We start from the raw sequence: 18596 nt of genomic DNA on the forward strand, positions 1-18596 counted from the left end.
CATGCGCACCGAACTCGCCGATCGATTCGGCATCGAGTACCCGATCTTCGGGTTCACCCCGAGCCAGGACGTGGCGGCCGCGATCAGTCGTGCGGGTGGCCTCGGCGTCCTCGGCTGTGTCCGCTTCAACGACGCCGAGGAACTCGACGAGGTCCTCGAGTGGATGCACGAGAACACCGACGGCAAGCCGTTCGGTGTCGACATCGTGATGCCCGCGAAGATCCCGACCGAGGGCAGCAAGGTCGACCTCGACTCGATGATCTCGCCGGAGCATCGTGCGTTCGTCGAGCGCACCCTCGACGACCTGGGCGTGCCGCCGCTGCCGAATGGCGAGCGGGTGGATGCCGGCGTGCTGGGCTGGTTGCACTCGGTGGCCCGGTCCCATGTGGACATCGCGATGGAGCACACGCGTAAGTACGGGCAGATCAAGCTGATCGCCAACGCGCTCGGATCGCCGCCCGCCGATGTGATCCAGACGTCGCACGACAACGGCGTGCTGGTGGCGGCCCTGGCCGGCGCCAAAGAACATGCGCTGCATCACGTGGAGGCCGGCGTCGACATCGTCATCGCGCAGGGCTACGAGGGCGGTGGACACACCGGTGAGGTCACCTCGATGATCCTGTGGCCGGAACTCGTTGATGCCGTGCAGGATTCGGCGCCGGTGCTTGCCGCCGGTGGTGTGGGCAGCGGTCGTCAGATCGCCGCCGCGATCGCGCTCGGCGCGCAGGGCGTGTGGATGGGGACCTACTGGCTCACCGCCGCCGAATACAAACTGGGCATGGAGCCCGACGCCGACGGTCCGTCGACAGTCCAGAAGGCGCTGCTGAAGGCGACGTCGCGCGACACCGTGCGTCGTCGTATCTACTCGGGCAAGCCCGCACGGCTGCTGAAGACCAAGTGGACCGACGCCTGGGATGCGCCCGGTGCGCCCGACCCGCTGCCGATGCCACTGCAGAACCTGCTCGTCGCGGAGGCTCATGCGCGGATCTCCGCGGCCGACGATCCGGACGTCGTCGCGATGCCGGCCGGTCAGATCGTGGGGAGGTGCAACGAGATCACCCCGGTCGCCGACATGATCGCCGATCTCGTGAGTGAGTACGAGCAGGCGGTCGGACGGATGAACGCGACGTTGACGTCGCCGGTCGCCTGACTCCGCGCACTCGCAGACACACAGAACTCCCACAAACACGGTATGCATTGCGTGTTTGTGGGAGTTCTCGGTGTTCGGGTCAGGTGGCGATCCCTTCGCGCTCGAGCCATTCGCGGACCATCGGAACGACCCGGTGGTGTCGGAGGTCGGCCCACACCCAGCGGATCACCATGACGCCGAGGCGTCGGAGGGCATCCTCGCGTTCCTTCTCGCGGCGCATGGCGTCGAACGGGGTCTCCCCGGTGCGGAGATGCCGTTCGTATTTCTTCATGCCGTCGAACTCCGCGGCGAGCTTGCCCACCCAGTCGTAGTCGGTTCGCCCTACGAAGTCGCCGTTCGTGTCGAAGAACTCGTGTTGGAGGCGCGGCACCGGTAGGCCGGCCGCGATGATCTGGGCACGCCCCCACGATTCACCAGCGTTCTCCGCACCCGCGTCAGCATGGTCGAGTGCCCGGCGTGCCTGGGTGACCCCCCGGCGACGGCTCTCGAGAAGCTCGCCGAGAACTTCGGGATCGGCACCTCGTCGCAAGGCAGAGTCGAGGACTGCCAACGCCTGCGCGAACTCGCCGCCACACGCCACGTCGATCGCCGTCCGTTCGAGCGAGGTCACCGCGAGGCCGTCGATTGTGGTCACGTCGGCTGGATCGAGGTGACCCGAGTGGAGGTGCCGCTGCTTTTCGACCCGTCCACCGGTCCGGAGTCCGGTGACGAAATGTACTTGATCCAGCTGAGGTTTCAGCAACGACAGGTTGTGTTGTAGCGCAGCCGATTCATGGCTGAGTGCAAAGTTGCCGCCGCTGAGCTCGAAGGCAGCCGACGAGCGCAGGCGATGACGTTGCTCGGGGTCCGACGGTAGGTCTGCGGTCGCAACGAATGCGCCGGGCCAGATCTTGGCGAGATGTTTGTCGCTCACCGCGCGTGCGAGCTGGTTGTCGGTGAAGCCCTGAGCCAGGGCGTCGCGACGAAAGGTGATCCGGTGACGGCCGGTGGGGAAATCATGCATGAAGATTGGACGCACCAGCCGCTCGATCGGGTCCGTCGAGAATTCTGTGCTACCAGAATTCCCACAAACACGGTATGCATTGCGTGTTTGTGGGAGTTCTCGGTGTTCGGGTCAGCAGGGCGTACCGGCAGGGAACCGATAGCGGTGACCATCGCGGACCCAGGTGGGTGGCGCCTGAACGTCGCGAAGGGTGCGTTTGACGGTCTTGAAGGTTGCCGTGTCGGGCAGGGCGTCGGTCACGCGCACCCGATGCGGCCACTGCTTCGGCCCCAGATCGGCTTGTGCCTCGAGGAACTCGGTGAAGCCATCGGAATCCAGGGCCTCGTCGTCGACCACGAGCACCGCTTCGATCTCGTCGCCGATCTCGACCGGCACCCCGTAGACCGCGACCTGCCGGATGTGCTCATGACGCAGCAGTATGCGTTCGATCGGCCCGGTGCCGAGGTTCTCACCGTCCACGCGGAGCCAGTCGCCGAGCCGGCCGGCGAAGTGGAGGTAGCCGGCGTCGTCGACCCAGGCGAGGTCTCCGGTGTGGTAGACACCGCCGCGGAGGCGCTCAGACGATGCCTCCGGGTCGTTGTAGTACCCACTGAACAATCCCGGACCGGAAGAGTTGACGATCTCGCCGATCTCACCGGTGGCCACCGGATCGCCGGTGTGCGGATCGATCAGTGCGGTGGGGGCGCGGAGCGGGCCGAGCGCATCCGGGGGAGTGTCGGGGGTCCGCGTGATCGCGACACCGCCTTCGGTGGAGCCGAATCCGTCGACGACGCGGCACCCGAAGCGCTCGGCAAAGCGAACTCGGTCCCGCGCGGACGCCTCGTTGCCGTACATGATGCGGAGCGTGTTGTCCGCGTCGTCGGGACGCTCCGGCGTTGCCAGGATGTAGTTGAGCGGCTTGCCGACGTAATTCGCGAAGGTGACCCCGTGGCGACGGAGATCGGGCAGAAAACCACTGGCGGAGAATCGATCACGCAGAGCGATCGACGCGCCGCCGGCAAGTGCGACCGACCAGCCGGCGATGACCGCGTTGGAATGGAACATCGGCATCGCCAGATACACGACGTCGTCGGAACCGATCTCGAATCGCTCCGCGAGCATCCGGCCACTCTCGGCGAACTTTCGCTGTGTGCACCGGACGGCCTTCGGGTCCCCGGTGGTGCCCGAGGTGAAGATCAGCATCATCAGGTCGTCGGGCGCCGGGGGGTGGTCTCGATACGCCGCTCCTTCGTCGCGGCTACTCGACTGGCGGGGGGATGCGGCTGGTTCGTCGCACTCCTCCCGCTGATCGAGTAGCGGCGAACGGAGTGAGTCGCGTATCGAGATCACCCAGCCCTCATCGTCGACGTCGATCACCGGCACGTCACCCAGGTCGACGTCGTCGAGCAGATGTCGTGTCCGGTCGTCCGTGAGCACGACCTGGCAGTCCGCACGTGCGACATCCGCGGCCAGTCCGGCCCCGCGCCTGGTGGTGTTCAGTCCGACGAGGACGAACGCACCCAGCGCCGCGGCGCCGAGTAGATAGCTGAACTCGGGGGAGTTCTCCATGAGCACGCCCACGTGCGGTGGACGATCCGCAGGCAACAGATCTCGCAGGGCGGTACCTCGTGCGGTCGACGCGGCGACGTGGGACCGCCACGAGATGAACTCGTCGTCGTGGCGAAGGCCGCGATCGTCCACCTCGGACAGCGCGGACAGCAGCTCGGCGAGAGTCACACCGGTGTGTCGGCGAGCACGGCGCCTATTGACGCGAGTACGACCGGAGACGACCCGACAGTGAACTCGTTCTGCTTGGCGCGCAGGAAGTACCGGTGTATCGGATGGCTGGTGTCCAGGCCGACACCACCATGGACGTGCACGGTGGTGTGGGCGACGCGGTGGCCTGCCTCGGTCGCCCAGAACTTGGCGGTGTTGATCGCCGTCCGCAGATCGGACTCGTTGCCGGTCGGCGCATCGCCGTGGAGGTTCGCGAGCATCCACGCCGCCTGAGTGGTGGTGAGCGAGAGGCCCTGTGAGTCGATATAGCCGTCGGCGAGGCGCTGCGCCACGGCCTGGAACGAGCCGATCGCGCGTCCGAACTGCTCGCGCTCGCGGGCGTACTCGGCAGTGAGTTCGAGTGCGCGAGAAACGATTCCGGACTGTTCCGCGCAGATCGCCAACGTCAGTCGATCGGCGACATCGTGGACCGCGGTGACCCCGCCGTCGAGGATGCGATCGGCGACGATCGTCACATCGGTGAAGTCGATCTGACCGGTGGGGATCTTGCCCGTCGACGCGGTGGCGGTGATCTGCACTCCCGGATCGTCGGCGGACACGACGACGACGACCGGGCCGTCGGGGCCGATCGCATTGACCACGAGCGTGTTCGCGGCCCCGGCATAAGGCACGTTGACCTTGGTGCCGCTGAGGGCGAGGCGATCGCCCGCTCGTGTCACGGTGGTGGTCGGGGTGGTGACGTCGCTGCCGAGGTCTTCTTCGAACGCCACGGTGAGGACGATGTCGCCAGCGGCGGCCGGCACGACGACCGACTGACGCAGGCCGGCGGCACCGCGGGTCGCGATGACGGGGAGCGCCGCGCACGCGTGGGTGGTGAACGGAACGCGTGCGAGGACGCGACCGAGTTCCTCGGCGACGAGGGAGTTCTCGATCGCCGACAGGTCGCCGCCACGATCACCCGCGAGTTCGGTCGACAACTCCAGGCCGAGCAGTCCGGCGGCGCCCAGCTCGCGCCAGAGGTCGGCGTCGATCGGTGCGTCGGCGATCTCGAGTTCCGCCACCCGCTCCGGGGTGCTGATCTTGGTGGCGATGTCGCGTGCGAGCCCGCGGACGTCCTCGCCGGATTCGGGAAGTGTGAAATCCATTGTTCGTGCGCTGCTTTCGGTGGTGGGTGGTAGTGGTCTCGATACGCCGCTCCTTCGTCGCGGCTACTCGACCAGCGGTTGGTGGGCGGCTACTCGACCGGCGGTTGGTGGGGCGGTTGCTCGACCAGCGGTTGGTGGGGCGGCCGGCGGACTATCGGCGCTGGTGCGGCAGTCCGAGGGCGAGCATGCCGATGATGTCGCGCTGGACCTCGTTCGTGCCGCCGCCGAACGTGAGGATCAGCGAGGACCGCTGGAACCGTTCGAGGCGGCCCTGCAGGTGTGCCCCGGTGCTGCCGCGACGCAGGGTCGCCGCCGGGCCGACCGTCTCCATGAGCAATCGATATGCCTCGGTTGCGAACTCGGTGCCGTAGACCTTGGTCGCGGACGCGTCGGCGGGGCTGGGGGAGGCGCCGGATGCGGCGATCGACGCGATCTTCCAGTTGATCAACTTCAAGAACTCCACCTTGGCGTGGACGCGCGCGAGATTGCTCTGGACCCACGGCGTGTCGATAACCCGCTGCCCGTCACCGGTCTTGGTGTTCTGTGCCCATTCGATCGTCTCCCGCAGTGCGGTCTGGATGGGCGCGGCGCTGCACAGCGCGACGCGCTCGTGGTTGAGCTGATTAGTCACCAGCGGCCAGCCGCCGCCCTCCTCGCCGACCAGTGCAGACGTGGGCACCCGGACGTCCTGGTAGTAGGTGGCGCTGGTGTCGACGCCGGCCATCGTGTGCACCGGCGTGTAGCTGAAGCCCTCCGCGGTGGCCGGCACGATGATCATCGAGATGCCTTTGTGCTTCTTCCCGCCGGGTTCCAACGCGCTCGGATCGGTCCGGCAGGCGAGCCAGATGTAGTCGGCGTAGGGGACCAGGCTGGTCCACATCTTCTGGCCGTTGATCACGTATTCGTCGCCGTCACGGATGGCCGTGGTCCGCAGCGCCGCCAGGTCGGTGCCGGCGCCCGGCTCCGAGTAGCCGATGGAGAAGTGCAACTGTCCTGCCGCGATCTTCGGCAGGAAGAACGCCTTCTGCTCCTCGGTGCCGTAGTGCATGATCGTCGGCGCCACCGAATTGATGGTCAGGAACGGGACCGGCGCCCCGGCGATCGCCGCCTCGTCGGTGAAGATCAGCTGGTCCATCATGGACCGGTTCTGGCCGCCGAACTCGGTCGGCCAGCCGAGGGCGAGCCACCCGTCGCTGCCCATCTGGGCGACCACGTCGCGGTACGCGTCGCCCTCGCCGAGTTCGCCTTCGCCGCCGGTCAGGGCGGCTCGGCGCTCATCGGTCATCAGGGCCGCGAAGTAGGATCGCAACTCCCGACGAAGGTCTGTCTGCTGGTCGGTGTAGGCGATGCGCATCGGGCTCTCCGTGTCCTCGGGCGGGTGGGGCGTACCGGCGATATGTCACAGTGATCAACCGGGGATGGCGAGGTGGTACTCGCCAACTTCTGAAACACGTTCTAACCTGAATGACACAGCCCGTCAACCAGACGAACAGTCTCGAAGGAGTGGCCAGGATGCGAATCAAGGCAGATTTCGACCTTTGCGAGTCCAATGCCGTGTGCGTGGGCATGGCGCCGGATGTATTCGACCTCGATGATGACGACTACCTGGTGATTCTCAACGAAGAGGTGCCCGCCGAGCGCGAGGAGGAGATGCGGCAGGTGGTGGCCAGCTGCCCCAAGTCCGCGCTCTCCCTGGAATGAGCCGAACGACGGGAATCTGACCAACCGGTTCCGGTCTGAGCGCGTTCGTGCTAGAACAGGTTCTAGTTTGTTGCAGCCTTGAGGAGGGAACTGGCGTGGGTCAGTCGTTGGACGGACGTGTAGCGGTCGTTACCGGTGCCGGTGGGGGCCTCGGTCGCGCGGAGGCGATCGGGTTGGCCGGCGAGGGGGCCACCGTGATCGTGAACGACCTTGCGGCATCACTCGATTCGAGTGATGTCATCGACGTGATCACCACGGCCGGCGGTCGGGCAGTCCCGGTGGCCGGAGACATCGGGGAGTCGGCGACCGCTACGGGGATCATGCGGACCGCCACCGAGGACCTCGGTGGTCTGGACATCGTGATGAGCAACGCGGGGATCACCCGTGACAAGATGTTGTTCAACATGACCGACGACGAGTGGGATCTGGTCATCCGTGTCCACCTGCGCGGGCATTTCCTGCTCAACCGCAACGCCGCGAGTCATTGGCGCAGCGCCTCGAAGGCGGCCGGGGGGCCGGTCTACGGGCGCCTGATCAATACGGCCTCGGAAGCGGGACTCCTCGGACCGGGCGGGCAGGCGAACTACGCCGCGGCGAAGTCCGGGATCATCGCCCTGACGGTGTCGGCCTCGCGGGCGCTCGAACGCTACGGTGTCCGCGCGAATGCGATCTGCCCTCGCGCGCGTACGCCGATGACCTCGGACGTCTTCGGGGATGCCCCCGAGGGCGGCGCCGATCCGCTGGCGCCGGAACATGTGGTCAAGCTGGTGAAATACCTTTCAGGAAGCGATGCCGAAAGGGTGACCGGACAGGTCTTTGTGGTTTATGGCGGCAAGGTGATGCTGATGGCCGCTCCGACGGTCGAGGAAACCTTCACCGCGGTGGGGGCGGCGTGGGAAGATGGCGACCTGGCGAAGACGCTGACCAGCTATTTTGCCGACCGTGATGCGAGCCGGACGTTCTCGGCGAGTGAATTGGTCGACTGACCAGAACGTGTGTTGACCACATGATAAATTCGCGGTATTCGCCGGGGCGGGTACAGCGACGGGGGTTTCCCCGGGGGGTAAGGAGTGTTGGTGTTTGAGAAGCTCGCCACGCCTATGTCGGGTGTTGGGGACTTCGTCGCCCTGGGGGTCGAATCCGCACGGGAGCTGTTCCGCCGGCCATTTCAATGGCGTGAGACGGTGGAGCAATCGTGGGCGATCGCTCGGGTCTCGATGGTCCCCACCCTGCTGGTCGCCATCCCGTTCACCGTCCTGGTCAGCTTCACGCTGAACATCCTGTTGCGCGAGATCGGCGCACAGGATCTCTCGGGTGCCGGCGCGGCGTTGGGCACGATCACCCAGATCGGACCGATCGTGACGGTGCTGATCGTCGCGGGTGCCGGTGCCACCGCCATCTGCGCCGACCTCGGTGCGCGCACCATCCGTGAAGAGATCGACGCGATGAAGGTGCTCGGCATCAACCCGATCCACCGCCTCGTCGTCCCGCGCATCATCGCGTCCACCGGGGTGGCCATCCTGCTCAACAGCCTGGTCTGCACGATCGGCATCGGCGGCGGATTCATGTTCTCGGTGTTCCTGCAGGATGTGAACCCGGGCGCGTTCATCGCGAACCTGACACTGCTGACCGGCTTCGGCGAGCTGATGATCTCGATGGTCAAGGCAGCGCTCTTCGGCTTGTTCGCCGGGATGGTGGGCTGCTACCAGGGCCTCAACGTCAAGGGCGGCGCCAAGGGCGTGGGCGACGCGGTCAACGAGACCGTCGTCTATTCGTTCATGGCGTTGTTCGTGGTCAACGTCGTGGTGACCGCGGTCGGTCTCAAAGCGACGGCGGGCTGACACATGGTTCTTCCGTTCACGACCAGGTTCCGCACTGCCCGGATCGCCGCCAGGCGCGCCGGCGAGGACTGGGATCAGATCGGCGATCAGGCCCTCTTCTACTGGGACAGCATCGTCGCGATCCCGCGAGCGATCAAGCATTACAAGAAGGAGACCCTGCGTCTCATCGCGGAGATCTCGATGGGCACCGGAGCGCTCGCCATGATCGGCGGCACCGTGGTGGTCGTCGGCTTCCTGACGCTGTTCACCGGCGGCACCATCGCCGTGCAGGGGTACAGCTCGCTGGCGAATATCGGCGTCGAGGCGCTGACCGGCTTCTTCTCGGCGTTCATCAACGTGCGTATCGCGGTTCCGGTGATATCGGGTATCGCCCTCGCCGCGACGATCGGCGCAGGTGCAACGGCGCAGCTCGGCGCGATGCGAGTCAGTGAGGAGATCGACGCTCTCGAGACGATGGCGATCTCCTCGATCCCTTACCTGGTCAGCACGCGGATCGTCGCGGGCCTGATCGCGATCGTCCCGCTCTACGCGCTCGCGTCGCTCGCCTCGTTCGTCGCCAGTCGGTTCGCCACGGTGTTCATCTACGGACAGTCGCCGGGCGTCTACGACCACTACTTCAACACGTTCCTCATCCCGTCGGACATCCTCTGGTCCTTTGTGCAAGCGATCTGCATGGCGGTGGCCGTGATGCTCATCCACACCTACTACGGCTACAACGCGTCGGGTGGTCCCGTGGGCGTCGGCGTCGCGGTGGGGAACGCAGTTCGTGCATCGCTCGTTGTTGTGGTCGTGATCACACTTTTGACGTCGCTCGCCATTTATGGCGCCGACGGCAAGTTCAACTTGGCGGGATAAGGGACATGGTCAGACGTCAGGAGCGCAGCAGAGCGGTCCGCCGGACGGCGGCGACCGTCATGGTCGTGTCGCTGGTCGCCGTCATCGCGGCGGCCACCGGCCAGTTCCTCGGCTGGTTCGCCTCGACCCAGCCGGTCACCTTGCAGGCACCGCGCGCCGGGCTGGTGATGAACCCGGACGCCAAGGTCAAGTTGCGCGGTGTGGAGGTCGGCCGGGTCGCGTCGATCTCGGAGAACGGCGACAACGCGGTGGTCAAACTCGACATCGCGTCCGACCAGATGTCGAAGATCCCGGGCAACGTGAGCGCCGACATCAAGTCGAACACCATCTTCGGTGCGAAGGCGGTGAACCTGGTGGTCCCGACTTCGGGGGCGTCGGGGACCATCCAGTCGGGACAGACCATCGACGCCGACCACGTGGTGGTCGAGCTCAACACGGTGTATCAGCAGCTGGTGGGGGTACTCGCGCAGTTGCAGCCGGAGAAGCTGAACGCGACGCTCGGTGCGATCAATACCGCGCTGTCCGGACGCGGTGAGCAGGTCGGCGTCGCGGTCGATCAGTTGTCGAAGCTGGTCGGCACCACCAATAAGCACCTTCCCGAACTCAATGCACTGTTCCGGCAAACCGCCACTGTGACGAATGTGTACGCGGACTCGATGCCGAACCTGATGCGCACGGTGGACAACTTCACCTACGTCGGGAACACCCTGGTGGACAACACCGCCAATCTCGACGCGCTGCTCATCAACGCGACCGGGATGGCCAACACGATCAACGGGATCGTGGCGCCGTCGAAGTCGACGCTGATCTCGGCGCTGTCGAACCTGAACCCGACCGCACGGTTGCTCGGATATCAGGCCCCGGGCCTGAAGTGTTTCATCACCGCGGTCGCCCAAGGTGGCCAGAAGGCGGCACCGATCTTCGGTGTCGACGACGGCCTCTTGAAGTTGAACGCCGGCCTGTTGCCGGGCAAGGAACCGTACCGATATCCCGAGGATCTCCCGCGGGTGGCTGCGAACGGTCCTCCCACGTGTGAAGGCGGTCTGAGCAACGTGGACTCGACCGAGCACGTGCCGTTCTATGTGAGCGATACCGCGAGTACGCCCTACCAGCCCCGCACCACCCCCAAGGCCGACAAGACGAAGATCTTCCAATTGCTGTTCGGAGCACCGCCCCGTGGATAACCGTGCCCGCGCGTTCCGCGCAACTCTCATCAAACTGGGAGCGTTCACCGTCGTGATGGTCCTGGTGTTCGTGGCGCTCGTCGTCGTGTTCAGCCAATACCGATCGGGCAAGTCCGAGGAGTATTCGGCACTGTTCACCAGTGCGTCGGCGATCAAGCCGGGAAGCAAGGTGAAGATCGCCGGTGTCGAGGTGGGGTCTGTCAAGAACGTCTCACTCACCACCGACAACGAGGCCAAGATCGGTTTCAGCGTCGACCAGCAGTTCCCGCTGCCCACCTCTGTCCAGGCGCTCGTGCGGTACGAGAACCTCACCGGTGACCGCTACCTCGAGTTGCAGCGCGGCACCGGCGACCCCGACAAGATGCTCTCGCCCGGTGACCAGATCCCGGCCTCGCACACCCAACCCGCGCTCGACCTCGACAAGCTCCTCGGTGGGTTCAAGCCGCTCTTCCGTACCTTGAATCCGGCTGAGGTGAACGAGCTCTCGGCGTCGTTGATCGACGTGTTCCAGGGGCAGGGCGCAGGACTGAACAGTCTGTTGTCGAACACGTCGCAGTTCACCAATGCCCTCGCCGATCGCGATGCACTGATCGGTCAGGTCATCGACAATCTGAACAAGACCCTGACGACCCTCGACGGGGACCGAAAGGGCCTCGACCAGAGTGTCGACCTGCTGCAACAACTCGTGACCGGGCTGTCCGCGCAGCGGGGCACGATCGGCAATGCGTTGACCCAGACATCCAAGCTGACCAACGGACTGTCCGATCTGCTCGTGGCCACCCGACCCGACATCCAGTCCACGACCGCCAACCTGGGCAAGACCTCCGAGCAGGTCCTCAAGGGGGGCGACTACGTGAGTGGCCTGATCCAGCGGCTGCCCGGTGACTTCCACAAGCTGTCCAACCTCGGTAGTTACGGTGCGTGGCTGCAGATCTGGCTCTGCAAGGTTCGGCTCATCTTCAGTGGTCCGGGCGGCAAACAGATCTCGTGGACGAACATCGATGCAACGGGCCAAACGACCGGACCCGGGGGGAGGTGCCCGATCTCATGAGCCTTCCGTTCAGCGGAATGTTCCGCAACAAGCGCACGACGTCGGGCGACGCAGAGGTCGCACGGGAGGACAAGCGCGGCGGGCGTAGTCGCGCCCAGATCGGTGTGATCGGTGTGGTGATCACCGCGCTCGTGGTGATCGTGGCCATGCAGGTGGACAAACTCCCGTACCTGTCCCCGATCAGTACCTACAAGGCCTACTTCGACGACGCCGGCGGTCTGGTGTCGGGGGATATCGTCTCCGTCTCGGGCGTCAATGTCGGTACTGTGCAGAATGTTTCGCTGGCGAACACCAAGGGTGGCACCAAGGCGCAGGTGACGTTCCGGATGAATGACACGGTCATGATGGGTATCGACTCACAGGCCGCGATCAAGACCGAGACCGTCCTCGGTCGGCGTAACCTGACGATCCTGCCGCACGGGCCAGACCATATCCGGCCCGGCGGTGAGATCCCCAACGAGAACACCATCGCGCCGTATTCGCTGACCGATGCCCTCGAGGGCGCGACCGACACCTTGGCCGAGACGGATACCGACCAGCTCAACAAGGCGCTCAATGTCATGTCGGACACGTTTTCGCAGACGCCGGATCAGGTGCGCGGTGCCGTCGACGGTGTCGCCCGACTCTCCAAGTCGGTGGCCGACCGTGACGACGCGTTGCGAGGACTGCTCGGCAAGGCGAATCAGGTGACCAAGATCGTCGGCGATCGCAGCGAACAGATCAATCGGCTTCTGCTGGATGCCAATTCGCTCGTCGGTGAACTGCAGACCCGGCAGGCGGCGATGGCTGCGCTGATCTCCGGTACGCGTGATGTGAGTGCGCAGATCAGCGGCTTCATCAAGGACAACAATGCCCAGCTGAGCCCGGTGCTGACCAAACTCGACGGAGTGCTGAAGATTCTCACGGACAACCAGGCGAGCCTGAAATCGGCCATCGACGAGCTCGGTCCGTACGCAAACGTCCTCGGTGAGGCGGTGTCCTCGGGGCCGTACTTCTCGTCGCTGGTCGGCATCCCGACCTTCGGCGACTACACCGCGGTGTTCATGAAGGTCCTGCAACGTAAGTACCCGGAGGTCTGGAAGGCCTTCAACTACACGAATCCGTTGAACCCGAACGGTTTCAAGCTGGTTCCCGGCTACGACAACAATGCTCCGAAGCCGAAGGCGCCCAAGCTGGAATATCCGAAGGGCCCCGCGACCACACCGGGGCAGGGGGGCTGACATGGGCATCGGCAAACGCGTTTGGCAGGTCATCGCCGCTGTGGTGCTGGCGATCCTGGTGATCGTCATCGGCTACGTGGGCTTCAACAAGGCGACCAACAACACCATCACGGCGTACTTCCCGTCCGCCGGCGGGCTTTACAACGGTGACCCGGTACGGGTCCTCGGTGTGAATGTCGGCAAGGTGACCGCGATCTCGCCACGGGACGGTGACGTGGAGATCAAGATGCAGGTGGACAAGGACACCCCGATCCCGGCCGACGCCAAGGCTGTGGTCGTCGCGCAGAGTCTGGTGTCGGGCAGGTTCGTCCAGCTCACACCGGTCTACGCCGGCGGACCCAAGATGGCCGAGAACGCCGACATCCCGATGAACCGGACGGCCGTCCCCGTCGAATGGGACGACATCAAGAAGCAGCTGTCGAAGCTGACCGAGGCGGTGGGTCCCAAGGGCGCCGACCCCGGGTCGGCTTCCAAGCTGATCGATGTCGCCGACAAGAACCTCGACGGCAACGGGGCGGCCATCAACGCGTCGATCAAGGAACTCTCCGACGTGATGGGTACTTTGTCGGCGGGCCGCGGAGACCTGTTCTCGACCATTCGGAGTCTCCAGAAACTCACCGACGCATTGTCGACCAGTCACGAGCAGATGGTTCAGTTCAACGGTCGCATCGCGTCGGTCAGCAAGGTGCTCGGCAACAACACCGACGAACTCAACGGCGCGTTGCACAACCTCGACAGCGCGATGTCGGACGTGCAGGACTTCATCGACAAGAACGGAAAGACACTTTCCGGTTCGGTGAAGAATCTCGCCGACACGACGAAGATCCTGGCAGACAAAGACCAACAGATCCGCGGACTCCTGCACTCGGGGCCGCATCAGCTGGCCAATTTCTACAACATCTACAACCCGATGACCGGTTCGCTCTCCGGCATCTTCGGTCTCGGTATGGGCGCCAACCTCATCACGCTCTTGTGCGGGTCGATGCAGGCGAACGACCGGCCGGGCCAGAGTGAGGCAGAGGTGGAGAAGTGCGTGGACGTGATGGCGCCGGTCCTCTCCTCGATCTCGATGAACTACCCGCCGTTCCTCACCAACCCGGTGACGGGTATCAACGCGCGGCCCAACCAGATCCAGTACCAGAATTCCGATGTGAAGGCCCGTGCACAGGCCGGGATTCGCGAGCAGGACGCTCAGACCCGCAAGAACGACAACACCGGTGACAATGCTCTCGGCAATCTCCTCGTCCCGTTCGGAGGTGAGAAGTGATGCGCCGCGCCGGATTGGCGGTGCTCCTGGCGGTGGTGATGGTCGGGGCGTCCGCATGCAGCTTTCAGGGGCTCAACAGCATGGCGATCCCTGGGGCGCAGGGCACCGGCAACGGGTCGTACGAGATCTCCGCGATGATCCCGACGGCGGCCGGGTTGGTGTCCAACGCGCCGGTGATGATCGATGACGCGACGGTCGGCAGCGTCGGGCCGATCACGGTCGACAACTGGAACGCCCACGTGGACATCCGTCTCAACCATGGCGTCACCGTGCCGCGTGGCTCGCATGTGATGGTGGGGATGACCAGTGTGCTCGGTTCGTCGCATCTGCAGATCGTCCAGCCGGAGAAGCCGACCGGCGGAGTGATGTCGGCCGGCGAGGAGATCCCGCTGACCAAATGTCCTGAGCAGAGCAACATCACGACGAGTCCGGGTGCGCCGTCGGTGCCGGACATCAATTCGGCACAACAAGTCGCCGCGTGTACGTATCCGACCACCGAGCAGGTACTGAGTTCGTTGTCGGTGGTGCTCAACGGTGGTGGGCTGGCGCAGTTCGGCGACATCGTGCACGAGATGAACTCGGTGTTCACCGGGCGGCAGGACACCATCAGCAAGCTGGTGCCACGGTTGAACACCCTGGTCGGCGATCTGAACAACCAGAAGGCCAACATCATCCGGGCGACCGAGGGGCTGGACAGACTGGCGGCGTCGATCAACGAGCAGACCCCGACGGTGGAGAAGGCACTCTCCGACGGACCGCAGATCCTCGGTCTCCTCAACGAGCAGAAGCAACAGTTCACCGACACCCTGGGTGCGCTGGGGAAGCTGTCCAAGACGAGCAACGACATCATCGATGCCAACGACAAGGACATCAAGACCATCGTGTCGAATCTGTCGCCGGTCCTCGATCAGCTACAGGCGACCGGGCCGGCTCTCACACAGTCGCTCGGCATCTTCCTGACCTTCCCCTTCTACGAGTCGGCGATCCCGAAGATCGTCAAGGGCGACTACGTGAACAGTGATCTCGTGCTCGACCTGAGCTTCGGACGGCTCTCGCGCGGTCTGCTCTCCTCGGTCGGGCTGGTCGGACCGGAAGGCATCGTCGGACAGCAGGCGGGCGCGGCCAAACGCGGTCTCGATCCGTTCACCTCGCCGCTGAGCCCGGAGGGGATGCAGCCGCAAAGTAAGCAGTCGAACGGCAAGAAGCCGGCGACCGCCTCGGTGCCGGCACCCAAGAGCGGGGGCAACTGATGAAGATCACCCGCTTTGTCCGGATCCAGTTGCTCATCTTCGCCATCGTCACGGTGGTCGCGCTGGTTGCGATGGCGATCTTCTACATACGGATTCCGTCGATGTTCGGGATCGGCGAGTACCGCGTCGAGCTCAAACTGCCGAGCAGCGGCGGGCTCTACCAGAACGCGAACGTCAGTTTCCGTGGCGTGAACGTCGGCAAGGTCACCGCGGTCAAGCTGACCGAGAACGGCGTGGTCGCCGACCTCTCGATCGACAGCGGTACCGACATTCCGGTGTCGTCGCAGGCCGCGGTGCGCAGCGTGTCGGCGATCGGCGAGCAGTACGTCGAGTTCACTCCGGTGCCCAACGGACCGTCCGGCCACCTCTACGACGGTTCGGTGGTGGACAGCGGTCAGGTGCCCGTCGAGATCTCGACCATGCTCGACCAGGCGAACGCGCTGCTGAACAAGGTCGGCGACACGAAACTGCGCTCGGTGATGGACGAGGCCTTCGAGGCCTTCAACGGCACCGGTGAGCAATTGCAACGTCTGCTCGACTCGATGACCTTGCTGGTGGGCGACGCATCGAAGAACACCGAGCCGTTGATGAAACTCATCGACCAGTCCGGACCGCTGCTGTCCACCCAGTCGCAGACCTCCGACGAGATCCGTTCCTGGACTGCGGATGTCACCAAGTTCACCGATCAGCTGCGGGCCAACAACCCGCAGGTCACCGACATCCTGCAGAAGGGGCCGTCCACCGCGTCCCAGACGCAGGAACTGTTCTCGTCGATGGACCAGACACTGCCGATGCTCATCGCGAATCTGGGCGTGTCAGCGAAGACACTTGCGGTCTATCACCCGAATCTCCAGCAGATCGTGGTGATCTATCCGCGTCTGATGGCGGCGCTCATCACCGCACTCAACACCGAGAACGGACATTACGGCGCCAACGTGGATTTCGCCTTGGGATTCCAGGACCCGGGGACCTGCACGATGGGCTTCTTGCCGGCTTCACAGTGGCGGTCGCCCGCGATTCAGACCCCCCGCGACATACCGCCGGGCATGCTGTGCCGGGTGCCGCAGGATTCGAATCTGGCAGTCCGCGGTGCCCGCAACTTCCCGTGCGCGGAGTTCCCTGGTCGTCGCGCTCCGACACCCGAGGAATGCCGGACGGGCTACAAGCCCAAGGGCGAGAACGTGGCCTTCCCGGAAGGCCTGCCCTTCGGGCTCAAGCCGCCGGCGAACGCATCGGCCAAGTCTCCGGCCAAGGCCCCGGCGAAGGTGCCGACCGGTCAGGCCACGCAGGCGACCCCGTCGAGCTACACGCCCGGCGCCGCTGTGTACGCCACCCCGTACGATCCGAAGACGGGTGACTACATCGGTCCCGACGGCAAGACGTATAACGCCGGTCTGGGACAGGATTCACAAGGACAAGACAGTACGTGGGAGAGCATGATCAGCAATACGGTGCAGAAGTGACCTCGGACAAGCCCGAGGACACCACGCCCGACCCCAGCCCGGAAAACACGGAGGAACAGGCGTCGGCCCCGTCGACGCCGGTTCGCCGCGCACCCGTTCGCAAGGCCCCGCTCGGCCGTGGGCGCAAGCGGCCCTCGAGTTCGGCCGGACCGGAAGGTCCCGCGGCGTCTGCCGAGGAGTCGTCGTCGGAGGCCGTCGAGGTCGAAGGTTCGAACGATCCTGCGGGCAGCGGCGATACCTCGAGCACCGGCGAATCCGCCGGTGCTCCCGAGGCGGCGGATGCGGCCGCAGCGGTGGAGAACACAGACGAAACCGGCAAGGGCGACGCCGAACAGCAATCCACGGTCGCAGGCGATCAGCTCACCTATCGGGAGCGGCGGCGTGCGCGCAACGCAGCGGCACGTCGGAGCCGCGACGACCGTCTCGCCGGTGACGACGGGTCGCCGGTCCGATACAAGGGCACCGACTCGTCGCGGACCAAGCGCATCGTCCTGGCCTCGGTGTGCAGCGTCGTGATCATCGCGTGTGTTGCGGTATCGGTGATCTTCGCGGTCGGTATCAACCGCTATGACAAGAAGAACGACCTGCGAGCCGAGTACTCGGATTTCGCTTCGCAGATGATCGTCAACCTGACCACACTCAACCCGAACAACGTCGATGGTGCATTGAAGACGTTGCAGGACAAGACGAGTGGCAAGGCCCAGCAGCAGATGCAGGATTCGATGAAACAAGCCGTCGGTCTGGTCAAGGACCAGAAGATCGACACCAAGACCACGATCCTGTCGGAAGCCGTCACCAAGGCGGAACCGGACGAGGGAACGGCGATCGTCGTCTACGGGTGGCAGATGAAGAATCCGGATCCCAAGGAGGAGACGATCGTTCAGACGTTCCGGTGGCGGGTGCAGATGACCCGGATCAACGGCGACCTGAAGATGACGAACTTCGAGTGGGTGACGTAGATGCGTATCACCACCGGCCGCGTCGTCGCGGCAACGCTTGTCATCCTGCTGGTCGCGGCTGCGGCCGTGACGGTGTTCCTCGGTATCCGGTTCTTCGACGACCGCGCAACCGAGAACGCGCGGAATTCGTCACTGGACGCGGCAAAAGGCTATGCCACCACCATGTTCGGGTACACCCCGCAGAACGTCGATCAGCACGTCGCGGAGTCGAAGGCGGTGTTGACCGGGGCGGCGAAGCCGACCTATGACGCCCTGGTCACCAAGAACAATCTCGCCGCCGAGGTGCGTAAGCAGGGTGTGGTGTCGGCCGTGACCATCCAGGACGCCGGCGTGGTGACCAACACCCAGGACACCTCCAAGGTGCTGATCTTCATGAACCAGTCGGTCACCCGAAACAACAAGGAACTCGTCCGCGTGGACCCGAGCCGTCTGACGTTCAGCATGGTCAAGCAGGGTGATCGGTGGATGATCAACGGGATCGACGTGATCACCGACGACTCGTTCCGAAGCCGCATCGAGCAGACGGACACACCGCCGCCCGGCGCTGTCCCGTTGCCGACGTCCAAGTCGCCGTCGCCAGCGGCCCCGTCCGCCTCGCCTGCCCCGTCTGCTCCGCCTGCCGGCTGACGCCCCACTCCTGATTCGCCGTTTGCCGGTCGAGTAGTCGAGGAGCATGCGACGAGGTGAATCGAGACCTGTTGCGGCGATCTCGAAACGCGCCCTCGTCGGCTCGGGGGCTACTCGATCGGCAGCTGATTCGCACTTCTGCGGCCCGCTGTTGTGACGCAGGC

General features: G+C 64.8%; 17 protein-coding genes. 13 read left to right on the forward strand and 4 right to left on the reverse strand.

The window, feature by feature from the left end:
- The first annotated feature begins 1 nt into the window (after position 1).
- Positions 2-1150: an NAD(P)H-dependent flavin oxidoreductase gene (locus ACLQ3I_RS08780; protein ID WP_425801318.1), complete on the forward strand. Its 1149-nt coding sequence runs from the start codon at positions 2-4 to the stop codon at positions 1148-1150.
- A 79-nt stretch (positions 1151-1229) separates the two neighbouring features.
- Here ACLQ3I_RS08780 and ACLQ3I_RS08785 read toward each other — a convergent pair whose 3' ends face one another.
- From ACLQ3I_RS08785 to ACLQ3I_RS08800, 4 genes are all read right to left on the reverse strand, one after another.
- Positions 1230-2168, reverse strand: a complete 939-nt coding sequence (locus ACLQ3I_RS08785; RefSeq protein ID WP_425801320.1) for a type IV toxin-antitoxin system AbiEi family antitoxin domain-containing protein — start codon at positions 2166-2168, stop codon at positions 1230-1232.
- Positions 2169-2264: 96 nt separating this feature from the next.
- A complete protein-coding gene (locus tag ACLQ3I_RS08790) occupies positions 2265-3869 on the reverse strand; it encodes a long-chain-fatty-acid--CoA ligase (RefSeq protein WP_425801322.1) in 1605 nt (534 codons plus the stop codon).
- Entirely contained in the window at positions 3866-5014 is a 1149-nt protein-coding gene (locus ACLQ3I_RS08795) for an acyl-CoA dehydrogenase family protein (protein ID WP_425801324.1), read from the reverse strand. Before ACLQ3I_RS08795 ends, ACLQ3I_RS08790 begins: the two co-directional genes overlap by 4 nt.
- Positions 5015-5165: 151 nt before the next feature.
- On the reverse strand, positions 5166-6368 hold the full coding sequence (locus tag ACLQ3I_RS08800) for an acyl-CoA dehydrogenase family protein (protein ID WP_425801327.1): 1203 nt from the start codon (positions 6366-6368) through the stop codon (positions 5166-5168).
- A gap of 158 nt (positions 6369-6526) precedes the next feature.
- Between ACLQ3I_RS08800 and ACLQ3I_RS08805 the strand changes: the two genes are divergently transcribed.
- The 12 genes from ACLQ3I_RS08805 (at position 6527) to ACLQ3I_RS08860 (ending at position 18432) form a co-directional block, all read left to right on the forward strand.
- Positions 6527-6715 (forward strand): ferredoxin, encoded by a 189-nt coding sequence (locus ACLQ3I_RS08805; protein WP_164310824.1) that lies wholly within the window; start codon positions 6527-6529, stop codon positions 6713-6715.
- 95 nt (positions 6716-6810) lie between these two features.
- The gene (locus ACLQ3I_RS08810) at positions 6811-7701 is read left to right on the forward strand and encodes a 3-oxoacyl-ACP reductase (protein WP_425801329.1); all 891 of its coding nucleotides are present in this window, start codon (positions 6811-6813) and stop codon (positions 7699-7701) included.
- A gap of 114 nt (positions 7702-7815) precedes the next feature.
- Positions 7816-8556 (forward strand): MlaE family ABC transporter permease, encoded by a 741-nt coding sequence (locus tag ACLQ3I_RS08815; RefSeq protein WP_203588569.1) that lies wholly within the window; start codon positions 7816-7818, stop codon positions 8554-8556.
- 3 nt (positions 8557-8559) lie between these two features.
- Complete coding sequence (locus ACLQ3I_RS08820; protein WP_425792526.1) at positions 8560-9411, forward strand: MlaE family ABC transporter permease; 852 nt, start codon at positions 8560-8562, stop codon at positions 9409-9411.
- Between the two features lie 5 nt (positions 9412-9416).
- Complete coding sequence (locus ACLQ3I_RS08825) at positions 9417-10595, forward strand: MCE family protein (RefSeq protein WP_425792527.1); 1179 nt, start codon at positions 9417-9419, stop codon at positions 10593-10595.
- The gene (locus tag ACLQ3I_RS08830; protein WP_425792528.1) at positions 10588-11646 is read left to right on the forward strand and encodes an MCE family protein; all 1059 of its coding nucleotides are present in this window, start codon (positions 10588-10590) and stop codon (positions 11644-11646) included. Before ACLQ3I_RS08825 ends, ACLQ3I_RS08830 begins: the two co-directional genes overlap by 8 nt.
- Positions 11643-12866, forward strand: a complete 1224-nt coding sequence (locus tag ACLQ3I_RS08835) for an MCE family protein (protein ID WP_425801331.1) — start codon at positions 11643-11645, stop codon at positions 12864-12866. Before ACLQ3I_RS08830 ends, ACLQ3I_RS08835 begins: the two co-directional genes overlap by 4 nt.
- 1 nt (position 12867) lies before the next feature.
- Entirely contained in the window at positions 12868-14133 is a 1266-nt protein-coding gene (locus tag ACLQ3I_RS08840) for an MCE family protein (RefSeq protein ID WP_425792530.1), read from the forward strand.
- A complete protein-coding gene (locus ACLQ3I_RS08845) occupies positions 14133-15383 on the forward strand; it encodes an MlaD family protein (RefSeq protein WP_425792531.1) in 1251 nt (416 codons plus the stop codon). Before ACLQ3I_RS08840 ends, ACLQ3I_RS08845 begins: the two co-directional genes overlap by 1 nt.
- A complete protein-coding gene (locus ACLQ3I_RS08850; RefSeq protein WP_425801333.1) occupies positions 15383-16846 on the forward strand; it encodes an MCE family protein in 1464 nt (487 codons plus the stop codon). The genes ACLQ3I_RS08845 and ACLQ3I_RS08850 overlap by 1 nt, the downstream gene beginning before the upstream one ends.
- Positions 16843-17805 carry a hypothetical protein gene (locus tag ACLQ3I_RS08855; RefSeq protein ID WP_425801335.1) on the forward strand — a complete coding sequence of 321 codons (963 nt, stop codon included), beginning with the start codon at positions 16843-16845 and terminating at the stop codon, positions 17803-17805. The genes ACLQ3I_RS08850 and ACLQ3I_RS08855 overlap by 4 nt, the downstream gene beginning before the upstream one ends.
- On the forward strand, positions 17806-18432 hold the full coding sequence (locus ACLQ3I_RS08860) for a hypothetical protein (protein WP_425792534.1): 627 nt from the start codon (positions 17806-17808) through the stop codon (positions 18430-18432).
- Positions 18433-18596 lie beyond the last annotated feature (164 nt).

Source organism: Gordonia sp. DT101 (assembly GCF_049844895.1).
GTDB lineage: Bacteria > Actinomycetota > Actinomycetes > Mycobacteriales > Mycobacteriaceae > Gordonia.